The sequence below is a fragment of the Picosynechococcus sp. PCC 7117 genome (assembly GCF_001693275.1).
Lineage (GTDB): Bacteria > Cyanobacteriota > Cyanobacteriia > Cyanobacteriales > MRBY01 > MRBY01.
In genome coordinates this window covers 1253055-1276603 of record NZ_CP016477.1, presented here as the reverse complement: position 1 = coordinate 1276603, position 23549 = coordinate 1253055, and the positions used below count along the sequence as shown (strand labels likewise).

General features: G+C 49.1%; 22 protein-coding genes and 1 tRNA gene. 12 read left to right on the top strand and 11 right to left on the bottom strand.

Features of this window, described 5'->3' with window-relative positions:
* Positions 1 to 438: 438 nt before the first annotated feature.
* Together AWQ22_RS06190 and psb35 are read left to right on the top strand one after the other, a co-directional pair.
* Positions 439 to 1785 (top strand): type IV pilus twitching motility protein PilT, encoded by a 1347-nt coding sequence (locus AWQ22_RS06190; protein ID WP_157094645.1) that lies wholly within the window; start codon positions 439 to 441, stop codon positions 1783 to 1785.
* Positions 1786 to 1838: 53 nt separating this feature from the next.
* The gene (psb35, locus tag AWQ22_RS06185; protein ID WP_065710506.1) at positions 1839 to 2048 is read left to right on the top strand and encodes a photosystem II assembly protein Psb35; all 210 of its coding nucleotides are present in this window, start codon (positions 1839 to 1841) and stop codon (positions 2046 to 2048) included.
* Here psb35 and AWQ22_RS06180 read toward each other — a convergent pair.
* Positions 2045 to 3484 (bottom strand): hemolysin family protein, encoded by a 1440-nt coding sequence (locus AWQ22_RS06180; RefSeq protein ID WP_065710505.1) that lies wholly within the window; start codon positions 3482 to 3484, stop codon positions 2045 to 2047. The two genes, psb35 and AWQ22_RS06180, sit on opposite strands and share 4 nt — an antisense overlap.
* Positions 3485 to 3523: 39 nt before the next feature.
* On the bottom strand, positions 3524 to 4216 hold the full coding sequence (locus AWQ22_RS06175) for a hypothetical protein (RefSeq protein ID WP_065710504.1): 693 nt from the start codon (positions 4214 to 4216) through the stop codon (positions 3524 to 3526).
* An 82-nt stretch (positions 4217 to 4298) separates the two neighbouring features.
* Between AWQ22_RS06175 and AWQ22_RS06170 the strand changes: the two genes are divergently transcribed.
* A tRNA-Ile gene (locus tag AWQ22_RS06170) sits at positions 4299 to 4371 on the top strand.
* A 117-nt stretch (positions 4372 to 4488) separates the two neighbouring features.
* Here AWQ22_RS06170 and AWQ22_RS06165 read toward each other — a convergent pair.
* Positions 4489 to 4905, bottom strand: coding sequence for a hypothetical protein (locus AWQ22_RS06165; protein WP_052349607.1), 417 nt, complete (start codon positions 4903 to 4905; stop codon positions 4489 to 4491).
* A 94-nt stretch (positions 4906 to 4999) separates the two neighbouring features.
* On the opposite strand from AWQ22_RS06165, the gene pyrE reads away from it, so the two are divergent.
* The 3 genes from pyrE (at position 5000) to AWQ22_RS06150 (ending at position 6842) form a co-directional block, all read left to right on the top strand.
* The gene (gene pyrE, locus AWQ22_RS06160; protein ID WP_065710503.1) at positions 5000 to 5596 is read left to right on the top strand and encodes an orotate phosphoribosyltransferase; all 597 of its coding nucleotides are present in this window, start codon (positions 5000 to 5002) and stop codon (positions 5594 to 5596) included.
* A gap of 148 nt (positions 5597 to 5744) precedes the next feature.
* A complete protein-coding gene (locus AWQ22_RS06155) occupies positions 5745 to 6176 on the top strand; it encodes a hypothetical protein (RefSeq protein ID WP_315862439.1) in 432 nt (143 codons plus the stop codon).
* 39 nt (positions 6177 to 6215) lie between these two features.
* The gene (locus tag AWQ22_RS06150) at positions 6216 to 6842 is read left to right on the top strand and encodes a triacylglycerol lipase (RefSeq protein WP_065710502.1); all 627 of its coding nucleotides are present in this window, start codon (positions 6216 to 6218) and stop codon (positions 6840 to 6842) included.
* Positions 6843 to 6927: 85 nt separating this feature from the next.
* On the opposite strand, the gene AWQ22_RS06145 is transcribed toward AWQ22_RS06150, so the two are convergent.
* The gene (locus tag AWQ22_RS06145) at positions 6928 to 8160 is read right to left on the bottom strand and encodes an LL-diaminopimelate aminotransferase (RefSeq protein ID WP_065710501.1); all 1233 of its coding nucleotides are present in this window, start codon (positions 8158 to 8160) and stop codon (positions 6928 to 6930) included.
* Positions 8161 to 9199: 1039 nt separating this feature from the next.
* Between AWQ22_RS06145 and AWQ22_RS06140 the strand changes: the two genes are divergently transcribed.
* Positions 9200 to 10186: an RNA polymerase sigma factor, RpoD/SigA family gene (locus AWQ22_RS06140; protein ID WP_012306824.1), complete on the top strand. Its 987-nt coding sequence runs from the start codon at positions 9200 to 9202 to the stop codon at positions 10184 to 10186.
* 249 nt (positions 10187 to 10435) lie between these two features.
* Here the strand turns inward: AWQ22_RS06140 and AWQ22_RS06135 are convergent, their stop codons facing one another.
* Positions 10436 to 11719 carry a TldD/PmbA family protein gene (locus AWQ22_RS06135; RefSeq protein WP_065710500.1) on the bottom strand — a complete coding sequence of 428 codons (1284 nt, stop codon included), beginning with the start codon at positions 11717 to 11719 and terminating at the stop codon, positions 10436 to 10438.
* Positions 11720 to 11795: 76 nt separating this feature from the next.
* Entirely contained in the window at positions 11796 to 12872 is a 1077-nt protein-coding gene (gene queA / locus AWQ22_RS06130; protein WP_065710499.1) for a tRNA preQ1(34) S-adenosylmethionine ribosyltransferase-isomerase QueA, read from the bottom strand.
* A gap of 98 nt (positions 12873 to 12970) precedes the next feature.
* Between queA and AWQ22_RS06125 the strand changes: the two genes are divergently transcribed.
* Entirely contained in the window at positions 12971 to 13507 is a 537-nt protein-coding gene (locus AWQ22_RS06125; protein ID WP_065710498.1) for a TIGR02652 family protein, read from the top strand.
* A gap of 14 nt (positions 13508 to 13521) precedes the next feature.
* Here AWQ22_RS06125 and AWQ22_RS06120 read toward each other — a convergent pair whose 3' ends face one another.
* Positions 13522 to 14502 (bottom strand): LysR family transcriptional regulator, encoded by a 981-nt coding sequence (locus tag AWQ22_RS06120; RefSeq protein ID WP_012306820.1) that lies wholly within the window; start codon positions 14500 to 14502, stop codon positions 13522 to 13524.
* 142 nt (positions 14503 to 14644) lie between these two features.
* On the opposite strand from AWQ22_RS06120, the gene AWQ22_RS06115 reads away from it, so the two are divergent.
* The 3 genes from AWQ22_RS06115 to miaA all read left to right on the top strand — a co-directional run bounded on the left by AWQ22_RS06115 (position 14645) and on the right by miaA (position 16690).
* Complete coding sequence (locus AWQ22_RS06115; RefSeq protein ID WP_065710497.1) at positions 14645 to 15361, top strand: NnrU family protein; 717 nt, start codon at positions 14645 to 14647, stop codon at positions 15359 to 15361.
* 89 nt (positions 15362 to 15450) lie between these two features.
* On the top strand, positions 15451 to 15786 hold the full coding sequence (locus tag AWQ22_RS06110) for a co-chaperone YbbN (protein ID WP_012306818.1): 336 nt from the start codon (positions 15451 to 15453) through the stop codon (positions 15784 to 15786).
* A 7-nt stretch (positions 15787 to 15793) separates the two neighbouring features.
* Positions 15794 to 16690 (top strand): tRNA (adenosine(37)-N6)-dimethylallyltransferase MiaA, encoded by an 897-nt coding sequence (gene miaA / locus AWQ22_RS06105; RefSeq protein ID WP_065710496.1) that lies wholly within the window; start codon positions 15794 to 15796, stop codon positions 16688 to 16690.
* Positions 16691 to 16777: 87 nt separating this feature from the next.
* Here the strand turns inward: miaA and AWQ22_RS06100 are convergent, their stop codons facing one another.
* A complete protein-coding gene (locus AWQ22_RS06100) occupies positions 16778 to 17377 on the bottom strand; it encodes an ATP-dependent Clp protease proteolytic subunit (RefSeq protein ID WP_012306816.1) in 600 nt (199 codons plus the stop codon).
* Between the two features lie 64 nt (positions 17378 to 17441).
* A complete protein-coding gene (locus tag AWQ22_RS06095; RefSeq protein WP_065710495.1) occupies positions 17442 to 18128 on the bottom strand; it encodes an ATP-dependent Clp protease proteolytic subunit in 687 nt (228 codons plus the stop codon).
* Positions 18129 to 18247: 119 nt separating this feature from the next.
* Between AWQ22_RS06095 and cobA the strand changes: the two genes are divergently transcribed.
* The gene (gene cobA / locus AWQ22_RS06090) at positions 18248 to 19738 is read left to right on the top strand and encodes a uroporphyrinogen-III C-methyltransferase (protein ID WP_065710494.1); all 1491 of its coding nucleotides are present in this window, start codon (positions 18248 to 18250) and stop codon (positions 19736 to 19738) included.
* Between the two features lie 42 nt (positions 19739 to 19780).
* On the opposite strand, the gene AWQ22_RS06085 is transcribed toward cobA, so the two are convergent.
* Both AWQ22_RS06085 and AWQ22_RS06080 read right to left on the bottom strand, forming a co-directional pair.
* Positions 19781 to 20848, bottom strand: a complete 1068-nt coding sequence (locus AWQ22_RS06085) for a hypothetical protein (RefSeq protein WP_030006286.1) — start codon at positions 20846 to 20848, stop codon at positions 19781 to 19783.
* Between the two features lie 159 nt (positions 20849 to 21007).
* Positions 21008 to 23509 (bottom strand): U32 family peptidase, encoded by a 2502-nt coding sequence (locus AWQ22_RS06080; RefSeq protein WP_065710493.1) that lies wholly within the window; start codon positions 23507 to 23509, stop codon positions 21008 to 21010.
* Positions 23510 to 23549 lie beyond the last annotated feature (40 nt).

The following is a 23549-nucleotide window of genomic DNA, read 5'->3' as shown; positions in this document are numbered from 1 at the left end:
CAGGTAATAAAAAGCCGTTTCTGGACTGCTATTGAACGCTTTTTTGTCGTTAAAACTTTGCCCTGGCACCTGAGATTCTGTTACATTAATTCACATCAAATCATGGGTATTTATGCTCGGTTTAAAAGAGATTGTTTGTCCCTTGGGGACGACCCCAGAAAACATTAGAAATGTTGTGGCAAAAGATCCCTAGATAGAGCTGGAGATTGTGTTAGTGGCAAATCGTTAAAGATGAAGGGCGCGATCTTTGATTTTTGGGTCAAGATAAAGGCGATCGCCTACAGCATTTCCCCTTTAGCAGAGCGAAGATTTCAAGTTACCATAGGGAAAGTCAGCCAATAAATTTAGGCAAAATTCCCCGGTTAAACCCACACAACACCAGGGTGTCCCCTCATTTTCAGTCCCCTCCATTGCGGAAAGATACCTATGAGTGATTCCATGCCTCCGAACCGTTCTGCGGGCTCCCGTCCTCCCGTTCCCCCTGCCAGCGAGGCAACCCAAATTATCTCTGCACGGCCCCAACCTGCTGTTTCGGCGGATGAAACACAAATTGTGATGCCCCAACAGCGGCGTCCCCAGCCCACGACCCAACCCCAACAACGTCGCCCAGCCTCCCCACCGCCGCCTCCGCCGATGCAACGGATGCCGCCGCCACCGCCTTTACCTACGCCACCTCGACAATATTTAGGGGCCAATGCCGAACGAATTCCCCAACGGGGGCCAGGGCAACCGAGTTTAAAAGAACTGGTCACCAGGGCTCACAAAGAAGGATTTTCCGATGTGCACCTTGGGGTCGGGGAAGTGCCTCGGTATCGTGATCGGGGGGAAATGGTGATCACTGAATATCCGGTGACTGACCAAGATACGTTTTATGCTTGGCTGCATGAAGTGCTTAAGCCACAGGAAATCCAACGCTTTAAGGACACCCTTGATTTTGACGGTGCCACCCAATACGAATTCGCGCGGGTGCGGATCAATATTTTTGACTCTCTAAATGGCCCCTCTTTGGTCTTGCGTTTGATTCCGCTCAAAATCTTGACCATGGAACAGTTGCGCCTACCACCCATCTTTAAGAATATTTCTGATGCAGAAAAAGGCCTCGTTCTGGTTACAGGGCCAACGGGTTCGGGTAAATCCACAACCATGGCGGCAATGGTGGACTACATCAACAAAACCCACCCAAAGAACATCATCACCATTGAAGATCCGATTGAATTTGTTCACCAAAGTCGGAAATCTCTAATCAAGCACCGGGAAGTGGGGATGCACACCCTAAAGTTTGATAATGCGCTCAAAGCGGCCCTCCGGGAAGATCCAGACATCATCCTGGTTGGGGAAATGCGGGACAAAGAAACGGTTAATACGGCCCTCAAAGCAGCACAAACGGGGCACCTTGTCATGGGAACGCTCCATACCAACAGTGCGATTAAAACCATTGAACGGATTCTTAATCTCTACAGTGCAGATGAGCAGAATGCGATGAAGGTGGCGATCGCCGAATCCTTGGTTTCTGTTATCGCCCAAGGGCTATGCCGTACCACCGATGGAAAGCGGGCGGCTTACCATGACATTTTGGTGAATACCGAAACCATGAAAGATTACATCGTCAGCGGTCAGTACGACAAAATGCTCGAATTGATGCAAAATGGCGAATTTGATGGCATGGTCACCATGAATCAGTCGTTGTTTAACCTCTACCAAGAAGGCCGGATTACAGAGGAAATCGCCCTAGAAAAATCGCCGACGCCCAACGAAATGGCGATGATGCTCCGGGGACGGATCTAGGCGGAGACCCGTTTCTTGGTAAGCTTGTAACGAATTGTAACGATCAAGAAGTTATGTCCGATTCTCATTTCCTCTTTTTGGCGGTTGCTGGCCAACCCTTTCCTTTATACTTCACCCTCGTTTACGTGGTGGGCTTCGTGGCGGCGGTATCTATTGGTCTGATCGCCTTTTTTAATTCCAAGCGGCCTTCGGGTTGGGAAGATGCCAAACGCCCGGATCTGATTCCAGATTTGCAGAAAAAAGAGTCCCAGGATCAGTCTTAGTCGGTTCCGCCGCTGGGTTTAAAGTCGGGGCCAAGGATTTCTTCCATGTCTGGATGATCCTCTGGCTCTGGAGGAAAATCAAATTCGGCGATCGCCTCAATATCAGAGGGGTCACGGGTGATCTTGACCTGTTGGAGGCGGGGGCCGTCAATACCCATCACTTGAAATTTTAGGTCTTCAAAGTGAAAGACTTCACCCGTTTCTGGGATTTTTTGCCATTGGTAGAGCAAAAAGCCACTGAGGGTTTGATAATCGTCGGTGTAGGGCAATTCAACATTTAGCAAATCATTGAGTTCTTCGAGATCAATTTGGGCATCGACCAGGAAAGTCTGTCGATCTAAAGCTTTGAAATGGAGTGGCGCATTGGTATGACTGTCGAGTTCATCGCCAATAATTTCATTAATAATATCTTTGAGGGTGACAAGCCCAGCGGTACCACCAAATTCGTCTACTACCATGACCATCGGTTGTTTGGTGCGCTGCATTTTCGGTAAGAGGTCGGCGATCGGGGTACCCTCTGCGACGAAGGGAATAGGCTTTACCCAGCGATTAATGGCTGTATTGAGATTCATCCCCCCGGCAGCTAGGGGTTTGGCAAAATCCCGGAAGCGCACAAAACCGACAATGTCATCGATGGATTCTCCATAAACAGGATAGGCGGAGTGATTGGTCTGGCTGACTTTTTGCAACAGTTTGCCGAGGGTCGCGCCGTTGGCGATCGCATGGATTTTTGTGCGGGGCGTCATAATTTCTTCGGCAACCACATCACCAAATTCAATGACATTACTTAAAAGCTCTCGTTCCTCCGCCTCTAGGCCCATGGATTCTTGTTCGGTGGTGATAATTAGTTGGAGTTCCTCTGGTGTCAGTCGGTCATACCAAAGCCCCTGCTGAATCGGCGCAATGCCCCCAAGGCGCAACAGGAGACGGTTAGATTGATTCAAGATCCAAATAAATGGTTTAAAAATTCGGGCGATCGCCAAACTGGGAGGGGCCAACCAGCGGGCCATTTCTTCGGCATGGGAGAGGGCCAAGGATTTAGGACAGAGTTCCCCCAAGACGATCTGCAAATAAGCAATTAAGAAAAAAGCAAAAGGGATCGAAATGGAAACAGCAAAGGGTTGAATCCAGTCGTCGGGGAGAGGCAATCCCACCAAAAATTGAGCAATAACCGTCGCCATGGTATCTTCCCCAATCCAGCCCAGGGCCAAACTAGAGAGGGTAATCCCCAATTGGGTCGTCGAGAGGAGGCGTTCTAAGCGGGACTGGAGAGCTTGTACCATCTTGGCCTGGAGATCCCCCTCCGCAATTAGTTGACTAATGCGCGATCGTCGCACCGAGACAATCGAAAATTCTGCGGTCACAAAAAAAGCATTAATTGCGATCAGCAACAACACAGACAATAATCGGACTAAAATTTCACCGCTCGATAACATGGAATTGCGCTATAACCCTTGCAGGCGTACTGTTTCTACCTAACGTATCACTGGAATCTGAGAAAGTTCTAGGGAAATTTCCCGATCTGGATAGTCCTGAAGTTGGAGCGACAGGGTTTGCGTCTCATCCAGGATCACCGCCGGAATCCGAATGGTGCCAGCATACTTTTGCCGATTTGCAGGGATTTCGTTGGGGAGGCCATCCATTTGGGTACTTAGCAACCGTCCCGTTTCGGTTTTAATTTCAAGGAAGTTATACAAAAAATTCACCGCTTCCTGGCCATTATTTTGCAGGTTTACTTCCATGAGCCAATCGTTGCCAGAAAGTTGGCCGCTTACAATTTCTAAAGTGACATCGTCTGCGCTGGTGCTGAGGGGAAAGGTTTTTTGGTTGGCGGTTTCCGCAGGTTGTTCCTCAATAAAGGCGTCCTTTTGCGGTGTTGCTGTCGGGGTGGCCTTTTGGAGTTCCTTTTCTTGGGCCTGGATCTGATCGTAAACAGACACAATAATTGATCGCTCGGACACAAATTCTAAATTTTCGGCGGGATCTGCTTCGCTATTGTCTGGCTGACGGCTACGAATCAGTTGCTGACTCGGATTTCCTTCGGGTTGCTTGACACCTTTTAGGGCTTCGTAACCGACGGTAAAGCCATAGAGGGCACTCACGGTTCCAGCACCAAACATCGCCAGTAGGAGCAGGAAAGTAAAAGCCAGGGTCGTTTGAAACTTCATGGGCGATCGCCGAGGGAACAGTTAAGGAAGAGAAGAAATTGTACTATGATAGCCTGTGGGCAAAATCGCCCCAACAAATTTGCCAGGGTTGGCCGAGCGGTTTAGGCAACGAACTCATAATTCGTCCCAGGCAGGTTCAACTCCTGCACCCTGGACTTTCAGGTAAGTTTTCGAGCTTCAAATTTACCAATTTAAAGGTTGCGAAAAAAACGCCCCAAAGGCGATCGCCTTTCGTTTGGGAGCATTGCCGCTTGGGTGAATGTTATTGCGCCCTAATAACCCATGTTGTAGTCGAAAGCAGCTTCCGTTTGCAGGGAAGAGTTAAACGGATTCGGCAAATCTTGGGTACGCAGCACCGGGTCACTGTCTACCTGTTGCAACAAAATATCCCGGTAAAGAATATCGATTTTCTTGATATCTCGTTTCGCCCGTTGTTCGGGATAGCCTGCCCCATTCAAGCCAAAGGGAGAAACACCAAAATAATCATTGAGTACTTGGCCCGTGCTAAAGCTCGCAAAGGTATCCTGCAACTCGTAGTAGAGGGCGCGGGTAAATACATCATTTGTATGTTCTGGGTAAGTGGGGTATCTTCCCTCTAGATACGTTTGGGCGATCGCCCCTTGGCCAATTCCCTGTACCGCCGCACCTACCACAAAAACTGTGGTTAAATGATGAAACCATTTTTTCATGGCATTACATCCATAAAGTCAAATCTTTACCAGCATCTTTGCTCACAAAACCCAATTGGTCAAGTTTTCTCTGTACTGAACTTCATATACAACCATGCCTGCCCTTTCTGACCTCCTGACCGCTGATCAAGCCACCCTCAGACAAACACTCCTCAATCAAATCGCCACAGATGCGTATAAAGAAGGCGACTTCACCCTCTCTTCCGGACAAAAAAGCACCTACTATATCAACGGTAAATTGGTCACCCTCACCCCAATGGGAGCGCTCCTCATCGGTCGTCTCATCCTTGCTCAGCTCGATCAAGACGTTGCTGCTGTCGCTGGTTTAACCCTAGGGGCTGACCCGATTGTTAGCGCCGTCAGTGTTGTGTCAGCCTACGAAAATTGTCCCATTCCGGCTCTGATTATTCGCAAAAAAGCAAAGGGCCACGGCACCCAAGCCTATATCGAAGGGCCATCCCTTACCCCAGGCGCGAAAGTGGTTGTCCTTGAAGATGTTGTGACCACGGGACAGTCCGCCGCCCAAGCCGTTGAGCGTCTCCGGGATGCCGGTTACCAAGTAGAAGAAATTATTGCCCTTGTTGACCGTCAGCAGGGAGGGGCCGAATTTTACGCTAGCCAAAATCTCAAATTTTCTAGCTTGTTTACGATCACCGAAGTACAAGCCGTCTACCGCGCTTTAAATGCTTAGTCCCAGACATTGAATCTAATCAAAGTCCTCACTCAATCTGGTGGGGACTTTGGGAATTGGCCCCTGCGTAATGTTTGGTAAATGCTCCCTTGGCTAGGTTGGTGCGGCAGTGCTATGACTGAGGCAAGTGGCCATGGTGGAGCTTAGGATAATGGCGAATCGCTACCCGACACAGATCAACGCCCTTTGGATAGCTTTTCTTTTGGGAACCTTGTTTCATACGGACTTGGGATTGATGCCTCTGTTCCATGACCAGGCGGTGGAGCATTCCCATGCTGGAGGCAACCTAGATCTCGTTTTCGGGTTTATGCTTTTTTTCTTCACCATCCCCATGGTGTTGATCATTTTGATGACTTTCACCAACAGTAAAGGGTTTCGGCGACTACATTTTTTGGTGACTGTATTATATTCAGTGCTAAATATGGGCCATTTGATCGCAGACATTGTGGTGCAAGCTCCCTGGTATCAGCTTGTGTTGATGACGTTACTCCTGGGGATTGGTCTTTTATTGAATTTGGTGTCGTACCAGTGGCTCCAAAAACGTTACCATCGGATCAGAAAAACAATTCCTGCCGCCTAGGATTTTTGTATTATGAGCGGCGATTGTGCAGTGTAATCAATGAAAATTTTATGTATTCACGGCCTCAGCCGGACGCCCTTTTCTCTCCTGGGGTTAGCTCAATATTTGGAGCGCCATGGTTGGGCAACGGAGCAGTTTAGCTATTTTGCGGCTACGGAAAGTTTTGAGCAGATTGTCGTGCGGCTCCGCCAAAAAATTCAGGCGATCGCCAAAACCGGAAAATACAGTATCGTGGCCCATTCCTTGGGAGGAGTCCTGACGCGGGCTGCCCTCACTTGCCCGAAAACCCCAGACCCAGAACATGTAGTGATGTTGGGCACCCCGAACCAACCACCTCGTTTAGCGGCTTGGGCTTGGCAATTGCCTCCTTTTCGCTGGTGGACAGGCCAATGTGGGTTTAATTTAACAGATCCGGCTTTTTACAAGGCTCTCCCCAATTTAGATGCACCCTACACGGTAATTGCTGGCGTCGGTGGTCCCAGGGGGAGCTTAAGTCCCTTTGGCGAAGAATTTAATGATGGCATTGTTGCCCTAGAAGAAACACGCCTTTCTCCAGCAGATCCTGTGATCCAATTACCAGTACTGCACACTTTTATGATGAATCACCTGCCTCTCCAGCGGACTGTCCGCGATATTTTGCGCCCACACTCTCCCATGTCCTGGTAAAGGTCACAAAAAAAGACGCACTCCGGTGCGCCTCAGAAGATTAACAGTCAATTTTTAAACCCAATGTTTAGAAATGACTGAATCATTATTGGAATGCTGTCGTGATCCGTTTCATCGCTTCGAGCACATTTTCGCGACTATTGAAAGCAGAGATTCGGAAATAGCCTTCCCCAGCGGCCCCAAAACCAGAGCCTGGGGTGCCGACCACATTGCAGTTGATCAAGAGCTTGTCAAAAAAGTCCCAACTCGATAAACCAGCAGGGGTTTTAACCCAGACATAGGGCGCATTCACGCCGCCATAGACATCAAAACCAACCGCTTGGAGTTCCCGACGAATAATGGCCGCATTTTCCAAGTAAAAATCGATCAGTGTCTTGATTTGGGCTTGACCCGCTTCGGAATAAACGGCCTCTGCCCCCCGCTGGACGATGTAAGAAACGCCGTTAAATTTGGTGGACTGACGGCGGTTCCAAAGGCTCCAGAGTTGCACGGCTTGGCCATTGCTCGCAGTAACAGTCAGATTTTTCGGCACAACGGTAAAGGCACACCGAGTCCCCGTAAAGCCTGCATTTTTAGAGAAAGAACGGAATTCGATGGCGCAATCCTTCGCTCCTTCTAGTTCGTAGATCGAGTGGGGTAGGCTTTCGTCGGTAATGAACGCTTCATAGGCAGCGTCAAAGAAAATAATCGAACCATTGGCTTTGGCATAATCCACCCAAGCTTGGAGCTGTTCTTTCGTCGCCGTTGCCCCGGTGGGATTATTCGGAAAACAGAGATAGATCAGATCGACTTTTTCTGTGGGGATTTGGGCGACAAAGTCATTGTCAGCGGTGATGGGGATGTAGGTCAGGCCACCATATTTACCAGACTCGTCGGCTTCCCCGGTATGTCCTGCCATCACGTTGGTATCAACGTAAACGGGATAAACGGGGTCAGTGACGGCAATAGTGTTGTCTTTGCCAAAGATATCGAGGATGTTCCCGGTATCGCATTTGGCACCATCAGACACAAAAATTTCAGAGGCGTCAATGTCACAACCACGGGTCTGGAAGTCGTGGGCAGCGATTTTTTCCCGTAGCCAAGCATAGCCTTGTTCTGGGCCATACCCTTTAAAGTTGGCGCGATCGCCCATGTCGTCAATGGCCTTTGCCATTGCTTCTCGACAGGCAGCGGGTAATGGTTCGGTGACATCACCAATCCCTAATTTGATAATGGGCGCATTGGGGTTTTCTGCTAGAAACCCATTCACTCGCCGGGCAATTTCGGGAAAGAGATAACCTGCTTTAAGTTTGAGGTAATTTTCGTTAATTCTAACCATAGAAAAATCAGGGGCAAAAGACCGTAAGACAGCTTAACCTATCATCCCATGCCCCAGGGAAGCCGCTAGATCTTTTTGGGGTGAAGAGGCTAGAAAAATTATCCATCGCTACTCACCTGGCTAATCCATCGCACCGGGTTACAAAAACCGAAACGCCATCCCATCACGGCACAAATTCTGCAACCCTAGGAATGGATCTTGAGCCAAAGGCGATCGCTACCTCGGTTTCCTGGACTAACAAGGACATTCTTTTATTTTTGAGAAGGATTATCAACCGTTGATTTTTAGGTGAAACCCCTGACTTGCCAAAATACTTCTATGTTCTTCATTTCTGGCCTAAATGCCCTTAATTTTGTTGAGATTATCTTTTTCCTAAAGGTATACAAAGCGCCTTTTTTTGAATAAACTAGACTTATTGGTCAAAAAAATATTCTTTTTCAATCTTTTAAACGGTAGTGATCATCACAAGGGATACTGCCGCCATGGGCAAAAAAGTCTATCCCTGGGTGGAGTTAACCCCACCGAACTTGATCTTATTCGCGCGAAAAGATACACTATAAGAAGTGAAAAGTCTTAATTTATGGGCGTCTCCCTGTACCTCTACTGCAATAGAGGTCTTATTTTTGAGAGATGTTTTCCCCGAAAGGGCCACCCTTATCGCATTGAATAACATATTGCAACGACACTATATTTCCAATTGAGTCTGTCGATATTCCAAGTTCGGTAATCCCGCATCTTTTCCCCTTTTCAATCTCTTGGTCAATCAAGGAGAATTAAGTATAGAACGCCGATGAATTCACCATCCCTGAGATTTTAATGAATCGTTGAACCTTTTTCGATTGTTGCCCGTCTAAAGTAGTGAGCGCTCAATTAAAAGTTATAAAGCGTAAGAAAGTTAAAGGGTATGTCGTTTATTTTTTAGAAAAATTCTTTGTGTTCTAGATTGTGACCTACATGATGATTGTTTTGTAAAGTATCTGCCCCCCTGGGCCGCACCATATAGTTCTTCGTTCTTTAGATTTAAGGAGTTAAAGCGTAAATGCCTAAAGTAAATCTTCAACAAGCCCCCAATAACGGCAAAAGTTCTGCGGATATGGTGCGTACCTATCTCCGGGAAATCGGCCGGGTGCCCTTGTTAACCCACGAAGAAGAAATTGTCTATGGGAAACAGGTTCAGCGCCTGATGGCCCTCCAGGAAAAACGCCAAACCCTAGAAGAATCCCTTGATCGCGAAGCAACCCGTGAAGAATGGGCCGAGGCCGCTCAACTGACACCGAAGCAACTCCAACGGGATCTCCAAATCGGGGAACGGGCAAAGCGCAAGATGATTGAGGCAAATCTCCGGCTTGTGGTGGCGATCGCCAAGAAATATCAAAAGCGCAACCTAGAATTCTTAGATTTGATCCAAGAAGGCAGCCTTGGTTTAGAACGGGGTGTCGAGAAGTTTGACCCCACAAAAGGCTATAAGTTCTCTACCTATGCCTACTGGTGGATTCGCCAGGCGATCACCCGGGCGATCGCCCAACAGGGTCGCACGATTCGACTACCGATCCACATTACCGAAAAGCTCAACAAAATTAAGAAAACCCAGCGGCAACTGGCCCAAGACCTAGGCCGGGCGGCCACCATCGCTGAAATCGCCGAAGCCCTCGAATTAGAACCAGCCCAAATCCGTGAATATTTCCGCGTTTCCCGGCACCCAATCTCCCTCGATGTCCGGGTTGGTGACAACCAAGATACCGAGTTAATGGATTTACTCGAAGACAGCGGCGAATCCCCCGACAACAACGTCACCTATGAGTTGCTCAAACAGGATTTGCGTGACCTGATCGCGGATTTGACCCCCCAGCAACAGGAAGTGATTATTCTGCGCTTTGGCCTGAACGATGGCAAAGAACTATCCCTGGCAAAAATTGGCAAACGCATGAACCTCAGCCGGGAACGGGTACGCCAGCTAGAACGCCAGGCTTTGAATCATCTGCGGCGTCGGCGATCGCAAATTCGTGAATATCTGGTTGCCAGCTAAATTTTTTAACTTTTCACCATGACTTAGGCATTCTGAGATGGGGCATTCTCCCCATCTTTTTTTTGTCCATCTGGACGGCTAATAAAAAAGATTTTTAATATTGTTGACTTAATTTATCAACTAAGGGTATTCTAAAGATGGTGTTTTTCTCTCAAGGATGTACAGGGTGGGTGGTCCCACCTTTTTTATTGCCAAAAATGCCAGCACACAGCACTGACAGGTACGCTTGCAAAGGCAATGAATGATTTCCTAGGCAACAATAGACAAAGATTCGAGGGCAATGCAGGGGGTATAACAAGAACCCTGCCAGCGGCGATCGCCTCCCACTTGAATAACTTGTTTGAGGGCCTCATAAACGTTGCCAGTGACCATCGTATCCTTAATCCGTCCGGTGATCTGCCCTTGTCGTACCTGGTAGCCCAGGTCAATATTGACGGAAAAGTCTCCCGAAAGGTCTGCGTCTCCTCCCAGAATTTGATCGACGACAATTGCTGTATCTAATTGCGAAATAATTGTGTTAAGACTGCCTACGCCAGGGGCAACAATCAAATTAACAAGCTCTGGGGTTGGATAGCGCCCGAGGCTGGCCCGAAATCCGTTGCCCGTCGGTCGCATCCCAAGGCTTCGACTTGTTTGGCGATCGCCGTAGATGTCTTGGGTAGAACCTTCCCGCACCAGGGACAAAGAGCGAGTCAGGGTACCTTCGTCATCAAAGTGGCAAATGTAAGGTTTGGCGGTGGGGTCTTGGTAGAGGCTGATCTGGGATGAGGCGACCCGTTGGCCAAGGGCTTGGCTCCAAGGAGAAGACTTTTCGAGGATATTTTTCCCATTGAGGGCGGCGGCAACCGTTGACCACAGCAGGGGCGCAGCATTACTGGTGAAAATTACTGGTATTTTGCCCGTGGTGGCCGGACTATTTTGCTTCGCCCAGTGGAGACGCTCCAGAATCCTGTGTACCGTTGCCTCTGGATCGAGGGAATCCTGGGTAATATCCCCATCATAAATGCCCAAAAAGTCATCCCCCCGCACCCACTCCACCTCTAGGCCATAGCTGAGGGAAATATCGGCGGCAGTGCAATAGAGACCTTCGGAATTGACCAGGAGTGTATGGCTCGATTCGCAGTCGAACACACCGCTACAGAGAATATCGGGATAGTGATCACGCAGTTGGGCGATCGCTGCTTTGCCTTTCTCAACTAAAGTTTCCACGGCCATGGCAGTGCCAATGGGAGGATTAATATCACGGCGCGGCTCACAGACATCTAGGGGCGTCGGTTCCTGGAGTTGGCTCAAGGCGATCGCCTTTTCTACTAATAGTTGTGGTGCGACATGGCCATAGGCCACCGCGAGCCCAGGCCGCCCTTGGTACCAAAGCCGCAGTGCCGTACCGATGGATTCAGCCGTTTCTAATTGTTTGAGACGATTCGCCTCAAAGGTGACGGGGTGGGAAACGGAACTTCCCTGGTAAACTTCCGCAAACTCGGCTCCCCCCTGATGTGCTAGATCCAGGAGCTGCTGGGCAAAATCGCTCATAAAATTTTCCTACCGATACCCTACAAACTGTAAATAACGCCACTTAGCGGAAACTTTCGATTCAATCCTAATGTCCCTAAAAGACTTTCGCCTCAGGCAAAATGAGCATCGCATCCCCAAAGGAATAGAAACGATATTCCTGGGCGATCGCCGCCTGGTAAACGTCGAGCAATCTTTCGCGCCCAATCAACGCACTAACTAGCATCAGTAAGCTCGACTTGGGTAAATGGAAATTTGTGATCAGCCCATCCACCACCTGCCATTCGTAACCCGGATAGATAAATAAATTGGTTTGTCCCTGGAAAGACTGTAATTCCCTAGGAGAAGCGGCGGCCATTCCCTCTAGCGATCGCACAACCGTTGTCCCGACCGCAATGACCCGACCGCCCTTTGCTTTCGTTTCCCGGATTTTTTTCACTGTTTCCTCCGGCACGTCAATCCACTCATAGTGCATATCATGGGCGGTGATATCTTCTACTTCCACCGGGCGGAATGTGCCAACCCCCACATGGAGGGTCACAAAGGTTTTTTCAATGCCTTTTGCTTCTAGTGCTGCAAATACCTCCGGCGTAAAATGTAGCCCTGCTGTCGGTGCCGCCACAGCTCCAGGGGTATCAGCATAGATCGTTTGGTACTGGTCGGGCTTTGCTTCAGAATCTGTCACATAGGGAGGGAAAGGGATCTCCCCAAAATCGTCTAACACAGACCAAAGGGTTTGGTTTGGCCGCAACTGAAATTCGAGTAAGCGCCCCCCTGTCTCTGGGTCTCGATCAACCACCGTTGCTTTCAGGGTTTGGCTCAAATCATGGGGCGCAGTGAATAAAATTTCTGACCCTAGGGTAAAACGTTTTCCCGGTTTCACTAAAGCCAGCCAAGTATCCGCTAAACGTTCTTCCAAGAGGAGGACTTCTACCGGAGCGCCCGTTGTCTTACGGCCATGGAGCCGTGCCGGGATCACTTTCGTATTGTTCATCACCAACAAATCATTGGGCTGTAGCCAATCAACCAGGTGGTAAAAATGCTGATGCTGGATGCTATCGGCAGAATCAAGCACTAACAGACGGGAACGATCACGGGGAGTGACAGGGGTTTGGGCAATGCGTTCCGGCGGCAGGTTGTAGTCATAACTTGAGAGGCTTTGGTCTGGGTTCATAGCTCACTGAAGCGAATAAAAATCTCCGATATAATGAACACAACTTTGAGGACGGCACAGCAAAATTTTTTTATTCCAACTATACCGACACAAGTGCAATGGTTGAATCTAGCTTACATTACCCTATTTTTGGTGCTGAAATTCCCTGTCCCCATTGTCGTCAAATGATTCCAGCTTTAACTTTGACGGATAGTTATCTCTGCGATCGCCATGGTGCTTTTGAAGCAGATCCAGAAACGGAAACCTTAGTCCATCTCCAGTCCAGTCGCCAATGGAAACGCTGGGAGGAAAAATGGTACCGTCAACATACCCATCCTGACGGCATTCGCTTTGAGATCCACGAAGCCCTTGATCGTCTTTATACCCAAGGGCTACGGGCCACAAAAATTACCATCGCCCAACGCTATCAAACCTTAATGCGGCGCACCCTCGATTTTAAATCGGCCCCTGGACGGGGAGACATAACCACAACGGATTATGCGACCACCCCTTCAGTGCCCCACCTATACGGCCTGCCTGTATTTTTTCATGATGCTGGCGATCGCCAAGACCGCTGGCAGATTGTCAACTTCGAGCTTGAAACCGAACCCGGCTCCCCCCGGCGTTATCCCTACCATTACCTGAGCCGAGAATAATCCCCATCAAACCCTTATTTTTGACCGGATTCTAGACCCTGGGGCATCAGCTCACTCAAATCAAACTTTTTCAACTGATTGGCAAATTGGGGCAAAATTTCGAGACAAAAAGCCTCTGCCGCCTTGGAACGGTAACGGTTTGGATTAACGATCACGCTTAAAATACGCCGCACTTCCACATCTTCAATGCGCGCCCGGTGCAGCACCCCCATCCGTAGTTCTTTCTCAATGGCCGTCACTGAGACAAAGGAAGCCCCTAGACCCGACTGCACAGCATTTTTAATTGCCTCGATGGAATTAAGTTCCATTTCAATCTTGAGCCGTTTGGTATCGATGTCGCAGCGAGTTAAGACTTGATCAATGACCTTGCGGATCGTCGATTGAGAATCGAGGGCAATGAATTTTAGTTTGTACAAATCATCTCGATAAATGGTTTCTGCCTTGGCGAGGGGGTGACTCACGGGCAAAATCAGGGACAGTTCATCCTCGGCATAGGGAACAATTTTCAACGTATCTTGCAACTCCGAAGGAACTTCGCCGCCAATGATTGCGAGATCCACTTGACCGTTAGCCACTCCCCAGGAAGTGCGTCGCGTCGAATGTACTTGTAACTGGACTGCCACATCGGGGTATTTCTGCCGAAAGCAGCCAATCATCCGGGGAATGAGGTAGGTACCCGTGGTTTGGGAGGCGCCAACAATCAGGGTGCCTCCTTGGAGATTTTGTAAATCTTCGATGGCCCGACAAGTTTCTTGGCAGAGGGTAATAATTTTTTCGCCGTAATCGAGGAGAAGATAGCCGGCTTCGGTGAGTTGGGCGCGCCGTCCACCCCGGTCGAAGAGGGGGACATTGAGCTGTTTTTCGAGGTTTTGTACCTGGAGGCTGACGGCAGGTTGGGAGACGTAGAGACTATCTGCTGCCCGTTTAAAGCTTCCTTCGGTGGAGATGGCTTTGAGGATACGGAGTTGATCCAGGGTAAATGGAATGTCAGACATATAGCCTCGGCAAAAAGGGACGACAAAGAGGGATCACGGCTGGTTTTATGATTGACAGTACCATAATAAGGGGATCGTATCTCTTTTCATGGATAATATAGCCTGTACTAATTTTAAGCAAAATACTTCGATCGACGGAATTATGACGGATTTGAGCTGGTTTTCGACAAGTCACTGGATTATGGCGGGTCTTTTGCTTGGTTTTGCGATCGCCCATAGTGGTTTGGCGGCGTTGCGTCCCTGGGGCGAACAAAGAATCGGTTCTCGCCTATACCGGGTGCTCTTTGCCTTGGTGAGTATTCCCTTCGCCACTGGTTTGATTATTTACTTCTTTAACCACCGCTACGATGGCCTAGTGTTGTGGCAAATCCAGGGGGACGCTTGGGTGAAACCGACGGTGTGGTGGTTGTCGGCGATTTCGTTTTTCTTTTTGTATCCTTCGACATTTAATTTGCTCGAAATTGCGGCGGTCAAGCAGCCCCAGGTGCATCTCTACGAAAAAGGGATTATTCGCATCACCCGTCACCCCCAGATGGTCGGTCAGTTGATTTGGTGCGTGGCTCACACCCTCTGGATCGGCAGTTCTTTTACGTTGCTCACTTCCATTGGTTTGATGGCCCACCATATTTTTGCGGTTTGGCATGGCGATCGCCGTCTGAGATCCCGTTATGGGCAGACGTTTCTGGCGGTGAAAGAACGCACCTCGATCATTCCCTTTCTGGCGATTCTCCAGGGACGTCAACAGCTTAAACTAGAAGAATTCCTCAAGCCTGCCTATGTCGGTGTTACAGCCTTCATTGCCCTGCTCTGGTGGGGACACCCCTGGTTGATGATGATGACGGCTAAAGTGCCCTGGTAACGGAAAAAAAGATGATCCCCAGGACCGATACAGGTAAGATAAGAGACCACAGATAATATTGAGTATGTGAGCGAAAAGAACAGGCAATTATGGTTCTATCAATCACCGAAGCGGATTTTACCCAGACTGTTTTAGAAGCCAATCAACCTGTTTTGGTGAACTTTTGGGCACCCTGGTGTGGTTTGTGTCATTTGCTCCATCCCTTTTTGGTGAAGTTGCAAAAGGAATGGGAAGGACAATTTCTTTTGGTCGATGTTAATGCCGACGATAACCTAAAGCTCGCCAATACCTATCGCCTCAAAACCCTCCCGACTTTAATTTTGTTCAACGATGGCACGATCGTTGAGCGCATCGATAAGTTCCAAAACCGCGATCGCCTTAATGCCCAGCTCGAACAACTCCTCCAGGGCGTGGTGATCCCCTAAATTTTCTATGACTGCCCCCCTCATCGTCATCTGTGGTGCCACCGCGACGGGTAAATCCGGTTTAGCCCTAAAACTTGCCGAAAAACTGGACACGGTAATTCTTAGCGCCGATTCGCGCCAAATTTACAAAGAATTCGACATCGGTACAGCGAAACCAACCCCTGAAGAGCAGCAGAAAATTCCCCATTACCTGATCGATATTTGTGAACCGACAGAAACGCTCACCTTGGCGGAATACCAAGCCCAGGCCCAAGCACTAATCGCGCAATTTCACGCCGAACAGAAGCCCGTTTTACTCGTCGGCGGCACTGGCCTTTACATTAAAGCAATTACCAAAGGCTTAAAAATTCCCCGGGTTGCGCCTCAACCGGAGCTGCGCCAACAATTCACCGACCTGGGCCAAGCCTATAGCTACCAACTGCTCCAGCAGGTTGACCCAGAAGCTTGTCGGAAAATTCACCCCAATGACCAAGTGCGTACCCTTCGTGCCTTAGAGGTGTTTTATGTCACCGGGGAACCGATTAGCCGCCAACAGGGAGAAAATCCGCCGACTTATCCGATCCTCGAAATTGGCCTCGATTGCGCTCCCGACCACCTCGATCAACGGATCCGTCAACGCACCCAGCAGATGGTTGACCAAGGCTTTGTTGCTGAGGTTGAACATCTCGGTAAAAAATATGGCTGGGATTTACCGCTCCTGAATACCCTGGGTTATGCTGAATTTCGGGATTATGTACGCGGTCAAGGGACATTAGAGGAGGCGATCGCCAATACCGTGCTCCACACCCGCCAATTTGCCAAACGCCAACGCACCTGGTTCCGCGCCAACCCAGATATTCACTGGCTCGATAACACTGCCCCAGATCTCCTTGAGCAAGCCCTCAATCTCATTACTCAACAATAGAGATTTGAAAGATTTTCCACATAAAAAAGCACCCTTTCGCGAGAAAGAATGCTTCAACGAATTTAAGGTTGAAAAATCAGACAAACATTAAGGACGTTCTTCAATTACCTTATCGATCAGGCCATATTCCAACGCTTCCTGGGCTGACATAAAGTAATCCCGATCCGTATCCTTCTCAATTTTTTCGATGGATTGACCCGTGTGGGCCGCCATCAATTCATTAAGTTGATGCTTAATGCGGATAATTTCCTTGGCTTCAATGTCAATATCTGTCGCTTGACGACGGCCTTGAATCCCACCGAGGGGCTGGTGGATCATAATCCGGGAGTGGGGCAGGGCCAGACGCTTCCCTTTCGTGCCCGCAGACAACAAAAACGCCCCCATAGAAGCCGCTAAGCCCACACAAATGGTGACTACTTCCGACTTGATGTGTTTCATCGTGTCGTAAATCGCCAGACCCGCCGTCACCGAGCCACCGGGGGAGTTGATGTAGAGATAGATCGGCTTGCTGGGATCTTCAGAATCGAGGTAAAGCATGATGGCAATAATCTGGTTTGCCAAAGCATCATTGACACCCCGACCGAGGAAAATAATCCGTTCACGGTACAAACGGTCATAGATATTGATCCAGTCAGAATAGGGCTGACCGGGCATTTGATAGGGAACTTTGGGTACACCGATGGGCATGGATTTTGTTTACCTTGATCTGAACAACGGGAAAAAATGGGGTGATTTTAAGCAATCACGAAGGCTACATAGCCGGTACGGGGGACGGCAAATCCTTCGAACTTTCGAGCACTTTATCGATAATGCCGTATTCGAGGGCCTGCTGGGGTGTCATGTAAAACATCCGGTCAGTGTCCTTTTCGAGTTTTTCGAGGGGTTGACCAGTATATTTAGACATCATTTGCAGGATTGTCCGTTTGTTTTCGATCACTTCCTTCGCCCGAATTTGAATATCGGAAGCTTGGCCCTGGGCTCCTTGGCGCGCTTGGTGAAGAATAATCGTCGAGTGGGGTAGGCTCGCGCGGCAGCCCTTCGTGCCAGCAGCAAGGATCATGGCCGCTGTTCCCATCGCTTGACCGAGGCAAATGGTGTGCACTGGCGGCGTGATGTAGTTGAGGGTATCGCAGATGGCAAAGGCTTCTGTTTCAAACCCAATGGAATCACCACCGTACCAAGAAGTCCCGGTGGAGTTGATGTACATATAAATCGGTTTATCGGGATCATCAAACTGTAAAAATAACAGTTGGGCGATGATCAGTTCGGTCACATCGACGCCAATTTGATCTTTATACTCGTCGGGAGAGACCAGGGGAAGGCCGAGATAAACGATGCGTTCTTTTAGCAGTAGGGAAGGGAGATCTGGCGGTGGTGTCCTGTAGGTGGAGCCGCCACCTCTGTAGGGTGCTTGTACAGCCTGAATCGGTGAGTTCATAGATCTTTATAATGCGTTGGGTAACGTGTTGGCGTTACGGTTGCGGGGTGTTTTTGTCTGATTTTGTCTTAGCATCTAATTTTAACGCAAGGTTTGACGGTGGTTTAGGGCGATCGCACATGGGAAAAGTATTTTTGCTGGGAGCGGGTTTAGGGACAAAGGACTATTTAATGGTGCGGGGTTGGGAGATCCTCCAACGGGCAGAAGTGGTGATTTACGATGCCCTGGGTTCCCAAGAACTGTTGGATCTGCTGCCCCAGGACTGTTTGCGGTTATTCGTCGGCAAGCGAGGCGGCCAAAAGAGTACACCCCAAGAAGAAATTAATCGTCTTTTGGTTGAGCATGGACAATCGCCAAAACGGGTGGTGCGCCTGAAGGGGGGAGATCCGTATATTTTTGGGCGATCGCACCCAGAGATTTTGGCACTCCAAGGGGCGGGCTGTGATTTTGAGGTGATCCCTGGCATTTCATCGGCCTTAGCAGCACCTTTGCTAGCAGGCATTCCCTTGACTCATAAGGATTTGGGGCGCGGCTTTTTTGTGGGGACAGCCCATGATTTGGAGGCCTTTGATTGGACAGCCCTAGCCCGCTTGGAAACTTTGGTTTTTTTGATGGGGGGACGCAATTTAGAAGACATTTGTCGGCGCTTGATGGCAGCGGGGCGATCGCCTCATTTACCAGTGGCCATTGTGCGGGCGGCGGGATTGCCAGAGCAGCAGGTCTGGACGGGAACATTACAGACCATTACGAAACAAACGGCGACGGTTCAAAAACTTTCGCCCTGTGTGATCATTGTGGGTCAGGTGGTTAGTCTCCGGGAGGATTACATGGATCGGGCTCCATTGGGTGGCAAAACAATTCTGATTACCCGCGCTGCGTCGCAATCGAGCGAATTTACCAAACTTTTGGCGGAAACTGGCGCAAAGGTCTTGGAAATGCCCGCTTTAGAGATTCGTGAGCCCTCCACCTGGGAACCCCTCGACCAGGTGATCGCCACCCTAGAAACCTTTGACTGGCTGATTCTCACCTCGGCCAACGGCGTTGAATATTTTTTCCAGCGACTCGCAACCCTGGGCAAAGATGTGCGGGCCCTAGGCAAGCTCAAAATTGCCGTCGTCGGTAAAAAAACAGAAAAATTCTTGCGCCAACACGGCCTAAAAGCAGACTATATTCCCCCTGATTTCATTGCGGATTCTTTGGTGGAAAACTTTCCCGATCCGCTGCAAAATCAAAAAATCCTTTTTCCCCGGGTCGAAACAGGGGGGCGAAAAATCCTGGTGCAAGAACTCGCCCAACAGGGTGCCCAGGTGGTTGAAGTGCCCGCCTATGAATCGGGTTGTCCACGGCAAATTCCGACGGCGGTCTGGCAAGCTCTCGAAGCACAAACCATTGATCTAGTAACCTTTGCGAGTTCTAAAACAGTGCGCAACTTTTGGCAGCTAATTCAGCAGCAGGGGGGGGATTTAGCGTTATTAAAACCGCTGAAAATTGCCTCCATTGGCCCCCAAACTTCCCAGACTTGTTTAGACCTTTTCCAGCGAGTTGATCTCGAAGCCGAGGTCTACACCCTAGAAGGCTTACGGGATGCCATTCTGACTAATTGCGTGTAATTCACCATCATCAGCAGTTTTAGCGGTGATCGCCTTTGCCGTTTACAATCCCGAAGAGCGGACTTGATAGGGGATTTCTTCGATGGGGAGATTGTCTAAATTCCAGTCGGCGTAATGTAATTGGAGGCGTTTTTCGCCAGCATATTCAACGATTTTGCCGCCATATAAACGGGCATCGGTGCCGAGGCTTTGGATTTTGATGCTGCCGTTAAAGACCGTGGCCCGGGCGAGATAAATCACCAAATCGTCGCGGGAAGGGCGATTGACCGTGGTACTGGCAGTGAGGTGGGCTAAACCCCGTTCGTCTAATTCTTGGGCGATCGCCACCGCTGTATTGCGAATGCCGCGAATCGCCACAATATTGGCCGCCACCGCCATCGTAATGTCAATTTTTTTGGTATCCGTCAGGACGGCATTGTGGGCTAAAAAATGAAAATTTTCTTCCCCTAAATCATTGCGAATGCGGCGATGGATTGGATTGTGGGCGTTGTAATTTTTCAAGGTACCGACAATTGCACCACAGGCGTTGCGGGGTTCACGCCATGGCGATTCACGGGTTTTGCCATAGACCTGCTTGCCATCCTGACGCAACCGTCCCACATGGGTTTTGAGATCAATGGCCACAAGGGAAATGGATTGGGGATTGCCTGCGTACACACGCCGCTTTAAAGATTCATCTAGCTCGTGGGCCACGGTGACATGGGCTAAGGTTTCGCCGTCATCGGTGCCCCCACCCGCCGGGAAAAACGCCTCTAATTTTAATTCGCCAATTTCCGAGAGGGTGGCAAAACGGGAAGCAACGACATCTCGATAACGTTTTGTGGCTTCCCCCTGGTGAATGCGATCGCCGCAGTTGGTGTAGGCGAGGGTAGTCACCACACTGGGCAAACTCATATCGGCCCCACAAGCTTTAATATCCGTTGAATCGGAGGCAACAAATTGCAATTCATCCCGCAAAATCTGGAGGCCGCTGATCAGGGCATAGCGATCGCTGACGATTTCGTTCAGGTAATTATGGTAGGCATTACGCTCCATCCCGAAACTGGCGGCGAGTTGCCAAAATTGCTTGACCCGTGCTTCGGTAGGGGCCGCATTAAAGGGTAGAGTCATAAAATTTTATCTGGAACGTTGATGTGATTGATTGTGGCGTCTTGGGGGAGATGACTATGGTCAGTCTGTTTAACGACCCATAATTGTGGTGCGGCCCATTGCTGACGATGATCTGTGACAGTTTTGCTTGGATTTGGAGGAAGCAGGGCGATCGCCTTTTTATTCTAGCGAACCACGGGTCACCCCTAATTGATTTTGGAGCTTGAGGGTTTGCCAAAGCTGTGCCCCAGAAATTTTTCCTGTGAGTAATTTTTGGTAAAGATCAATGGTTTTGGTAATCTCTGCGGGAGATTCATCCACAAATTCAACGCGGAAGTGCTGCACTCCCAAATCCATAAAATGCTGCATATATTCTGCGCCAGTCTGGGCGGTGCCATTAAACACCGTATTCCGACAGCCCGCATCAGCAACTAAAACATGCTCAATACCCGTGCGATCGCCTAATTTCACTTCATGACTTTCGCAGGGGCGACCACAATTAGTGAAATCGGTTCCATCGGAGAGAAACGCGCAGAAAACACAATGTTCCATGTGAAACATCGGCATATGTTGGTGGATCGTGATTTCAAACCAATTGGGGGGAGCTTTTTTAAGGAGCGATTCTAACTGGTGAATATTGAGGTCATAGGAGGCCGTGAGACGTTCTAGGGGAAAAGTTTGTTTAAAATAATTGGCACTGATTGGGTTGGAAATATTTAAAGAAAAATCAGCGGTAATCCGTTCATTTTTAAAAAAGTTTAGCTGGTCATAGTTCCGAATCAAATAGCCATCTGCTTGACTAGACAGCACTTGCTTGAGAATGTATTGTTCCTTGGGTTTGGTGATTCGGGGCGGTGCCACCCAAATTTCTGGTTGCTGCTCAGTTTGTTTCGTCAGTTTCACTGCTTCACGGTAGTTAATCGGATTTTCAAACTCACAATAAATGGTCTGGATATTTGTCCCTAAAACAGCTTTGAGTTGTGATAAATTGCGCACTAAAACAATGATTTGCGTTGATTGGTTCGCTGCTTTTTCTAAATGAGGTAAAAGATTTTGATGGGATGCGTTACCATTTAGCTGCCAACGTTTTGGCTGACCGCGTAAAGCTTCCAATTGCGCTACTATTTCCCGCCGCATTCGATTTAGTTCACTCACAGGGAGAATGGCCTCACCAAGCAGATTATTCTCTAAATGCTGGAGATAAAAAGGGGTATTTCCTAAGCGGCCAAATTGTTCCGTTAAACGTTCCGTTGTTAGGGGTTTCTTGATTGCGGTGTCGAGAAGAATTTCTGATGTGACTTGGACAATATTGCCCTGCCCATCACGGGCGATCGCCGTCAATTTTTCACCAATTTCTCCGTGAATTTCTATTGTAATCGGCCGCTGGAACTGAATTTTTTCACTGGTAAAGGTTTGACGTAATTTTTTATCCAGTTCTGGATCGCTGGTTTTCCAGAGGCGATCGCCGACCCGCACCCTGCGCAAGTCCACATCCCGCCGCCCAAAAGTAACAATCGTATCTTTTCCCTGGGTTTCAACGGCGTAAACTCGCCCCCCTTGTTCACGATCTGCGGGTTTCCCCTGATCAAAGACCACCCCATCCCCAGCCTTTAGGGGCGCTTCTAAGTGCAAAATCACTTGTTTATCGCGACCATCACGAATTTGCTTGATTTCACCAAGAAATACGCCTCTTTTCTTGCCAAAGCGACCATGAACAAGGCTTTGATTATCGATGCCGTCGAGCCAACCTGTGTACAACCCACGCGAAAAGGCCATTTCCAATTGATATTTTTCCTGGTCTGAAACCTCTTGCTCAATCCCCTGCACTGCCCGATCGATGGCCTGGCGATACACTTGGGTGACACTGGCCACATATTCCGGCTGTTTTAAGCGTCCTTCGATTTTTAGCGACACGACGCCCGCTTTAATTAAGTCCGGCAAAACAGGCAATCCCGCCAAATCTTGGGGGCTTAGTAGGTAACGTCTGTCACCCAGATCAAATGGCTTACCATCGACAATCATTTCGTAGGGCATCCGGCAAGCTTGGGCGCATTCTCCGCGATTGGCCGACCGTCCGCCGAGGGATTCACTGGTTAGACATTGCCCGGAATAGGCGACGCATAACGCCCCATGGACAAACACCTCCAGCGGCATCGAGATCTTTTGTTGCCCTAATTCCTGTTGAATTTTTTCGATTTCCTTGATCGAACATTCCCGCGCCAATACCACCAAATCACAACCCAAATTTTGCGCAAATTCGACCCCGGCAGCACTGGTGACGGTCATTTGCGTGGAACCATGGATCGGAAAATCGGGAGACAATTGCCGAATTAATTGGCACAGCCCCACATCCTGGACAATCGCCGCATCGACTCCTGCCGCAATAATCGACCGCAAATATTGTTCGACTGCCGCCAATTCCGAGGTGAAAATCAGCGTATTTAACGTCACATAACCCTTCACGCCGCGCCGATGTAAGTATGCCATTAACTCCGGCAAATCTGACTCGACAAAGTTTTGCGATCGCATCCGGGCATTAAATTTATCCAGCCCAAAATAAATCGCATCGGCTCCATTTTCTACGGCGGCGATCGCACAGTCCCAATTTCCCGCTGGAGCCAGCAGTTCAGGGGTTTTGATTAGGGTGCTAGATTCTACAGGGGTAACAGAGGGAGTAGACATAGATTTATCAAAATAGAGAGGCGATCGGGTTTGATTTTGT

What these genes read in the sequence shown, in the direction of transcription:
- AWQ22_RS06190 (WP_157094645.1), top strand. Translation starts at nt 439, where the DNA reads ATGCCTCCGAACCGTTCTGCGGGCTCCCGTCCTCCCGTTCCCCCTGCC.
- psb35 (WP_065710506.1), top strand. Translation starts at nt 1,839, where the DNA reads ATGTCCGATTCTCATTTCCTCTTTTTGGCGGTTGCTGGCCAACCCTTT.
- AWQ22_RS06180 (WP_065710505.1), bottom strand. Translation starts at nt 3,484, where the DNA reads ATGTTATCGAGCGGTGAAATTTTAGTCCGATTATTGTCTGTGTTGTTG.
- AWQ22_RS06175 (WP_065710504.1), bottom strand. Translation starts at nt 4,216, where the DNA reads ATGAAGTTTCAAACGACCCTGGCTTTTACTTTCCTGCTCCTACTGGCG.
- AWQ22_RS06165 (WP_052349607.1), bottom strand. Translation starts at nt 4,905, where the DNA reads ATGAAAAAATGGTTTCATCATTTAACCACAGTTTTTGTGGTAGGTGCG.
- pyrE (WP_065710503.1), top strand. Translation starts at nt 5,000, where the DNA reads ATGCCTGCCCTTTCTGACCTCCTGACCGCTGATCAAGCCACCCTCAGA.
- AWQ22_RS06150 (WP_065710502.1), top strand. Translation starts at nt 6,216, where the DNA reads ATGAAAATTTTATGTATTCACGGCCTCAGCCGGACGCCCTTTTCTCTC.
- AWQ22_RS06145 (WP_065710501.1), bottom strand. Translation starts at nt 8,160, where the DNA reads ATGGTTAGAATTAACGAAAATTACCTCAAACTTAAAGCAGGTTATCTC.
- AWQ22_RS06140 (WP_012306824.1), top strand. Translation starts at nt 9,200, where the DNA reads ATGCCTAAAGTAAATCTTCAACAAGCCCCCAATAACGGCAAAAGTTCT.
- AWQ22_RS06135 (WP_065710500.1), bottom strand. Translation starts at nt 11,719, where the DNA reads ATGAGCGATTTTGCCCAGCAGCTCCTGGATCTAGCACATCAGGGGGGA.
- queA (WP_065710499.1), bottom strand. Translation starts at nt 12,872, where the DNA reads ATGAACCCAGACCAAAGCCTCTCAAGTTATGACTACAACCTGCCGCCG.
- AWQ22_RS06125 (WP_065710498.1), top strand. Translation starts at nt 12,971, where the DNA reads ATGGTTGAATCTAGCTTACATTACCCTATTTTTGGTGCTGAAATTCCC.
- AWQ22_RS06120 (WP_012306820.1), bottom strand. Translation starts at nt 14,502, where the DNA reads ATGTCTGACATTCCATTTACCCTGGATCAACTCCGTATCCTCAAAGCC.
- AWQ22_RS06115 (WP_065710497.1), top strand. Translation starts at nt 14,645, where the DNA reads ATGACGGATTTGAGCTGGTTTTCGACAAGTCACTGGATTATGGCGGGT.
- AWQ22_RS06110 (WP_012306818.1), top strand. Translation starts at nt 15,451, where the DNA reads ATGGTTCTATCAATCACCGAAGCGGATTTTACCCAGACTGTTTTAGAA.
- miaA (WP_065710496.1), top strand. Translation starts at nt 15,794, where the DNA reads ATGACTGCCCCCCTCATCGTCATCTGTGGTGCCACCGCGACGGGTAAA.
- AWQ22_RS06100 (WP_012306816.1), bottom strand. Translation starts at nt 17,377, where the DNA reads ATGCCCATCGGTGTACCCAAAGTTCCCTATCAAATGCCCGGTCAGCCC.
- AWQ22_RS06095 (WP_065710495.1), bottom strand. Translation starts at nt 18,128, where the DNA reads ATGAACTCACCGATTCAGGCTGTACAAGCACCCTACAGAGGTGGCGGC.
- cobA (WP_065710494.1), top strand. Translation starts at nt 18,248, where the DNA reads ATGGGAAAAGTATTTTTGCTGGGAGCGGGTTTAGGGACAAAGGACTAT.
- AWQ22_RS06085 (WP_030006286.1), bottom strand. Translation starts at nt 20,848, where the DNA reads ATGACTCTACCCTTTAATGCGGCCCCTACCGAAGCACGGGTCAAGCAA.
- AWQ22_RS06080 (WP_065710493.1), bottom strand. Translation starts at nt 23,509, where the DNA reads ATGTCTACTCCCTCTGTTACCCCTGTAGAATCTAGCACCCTAATCAAA.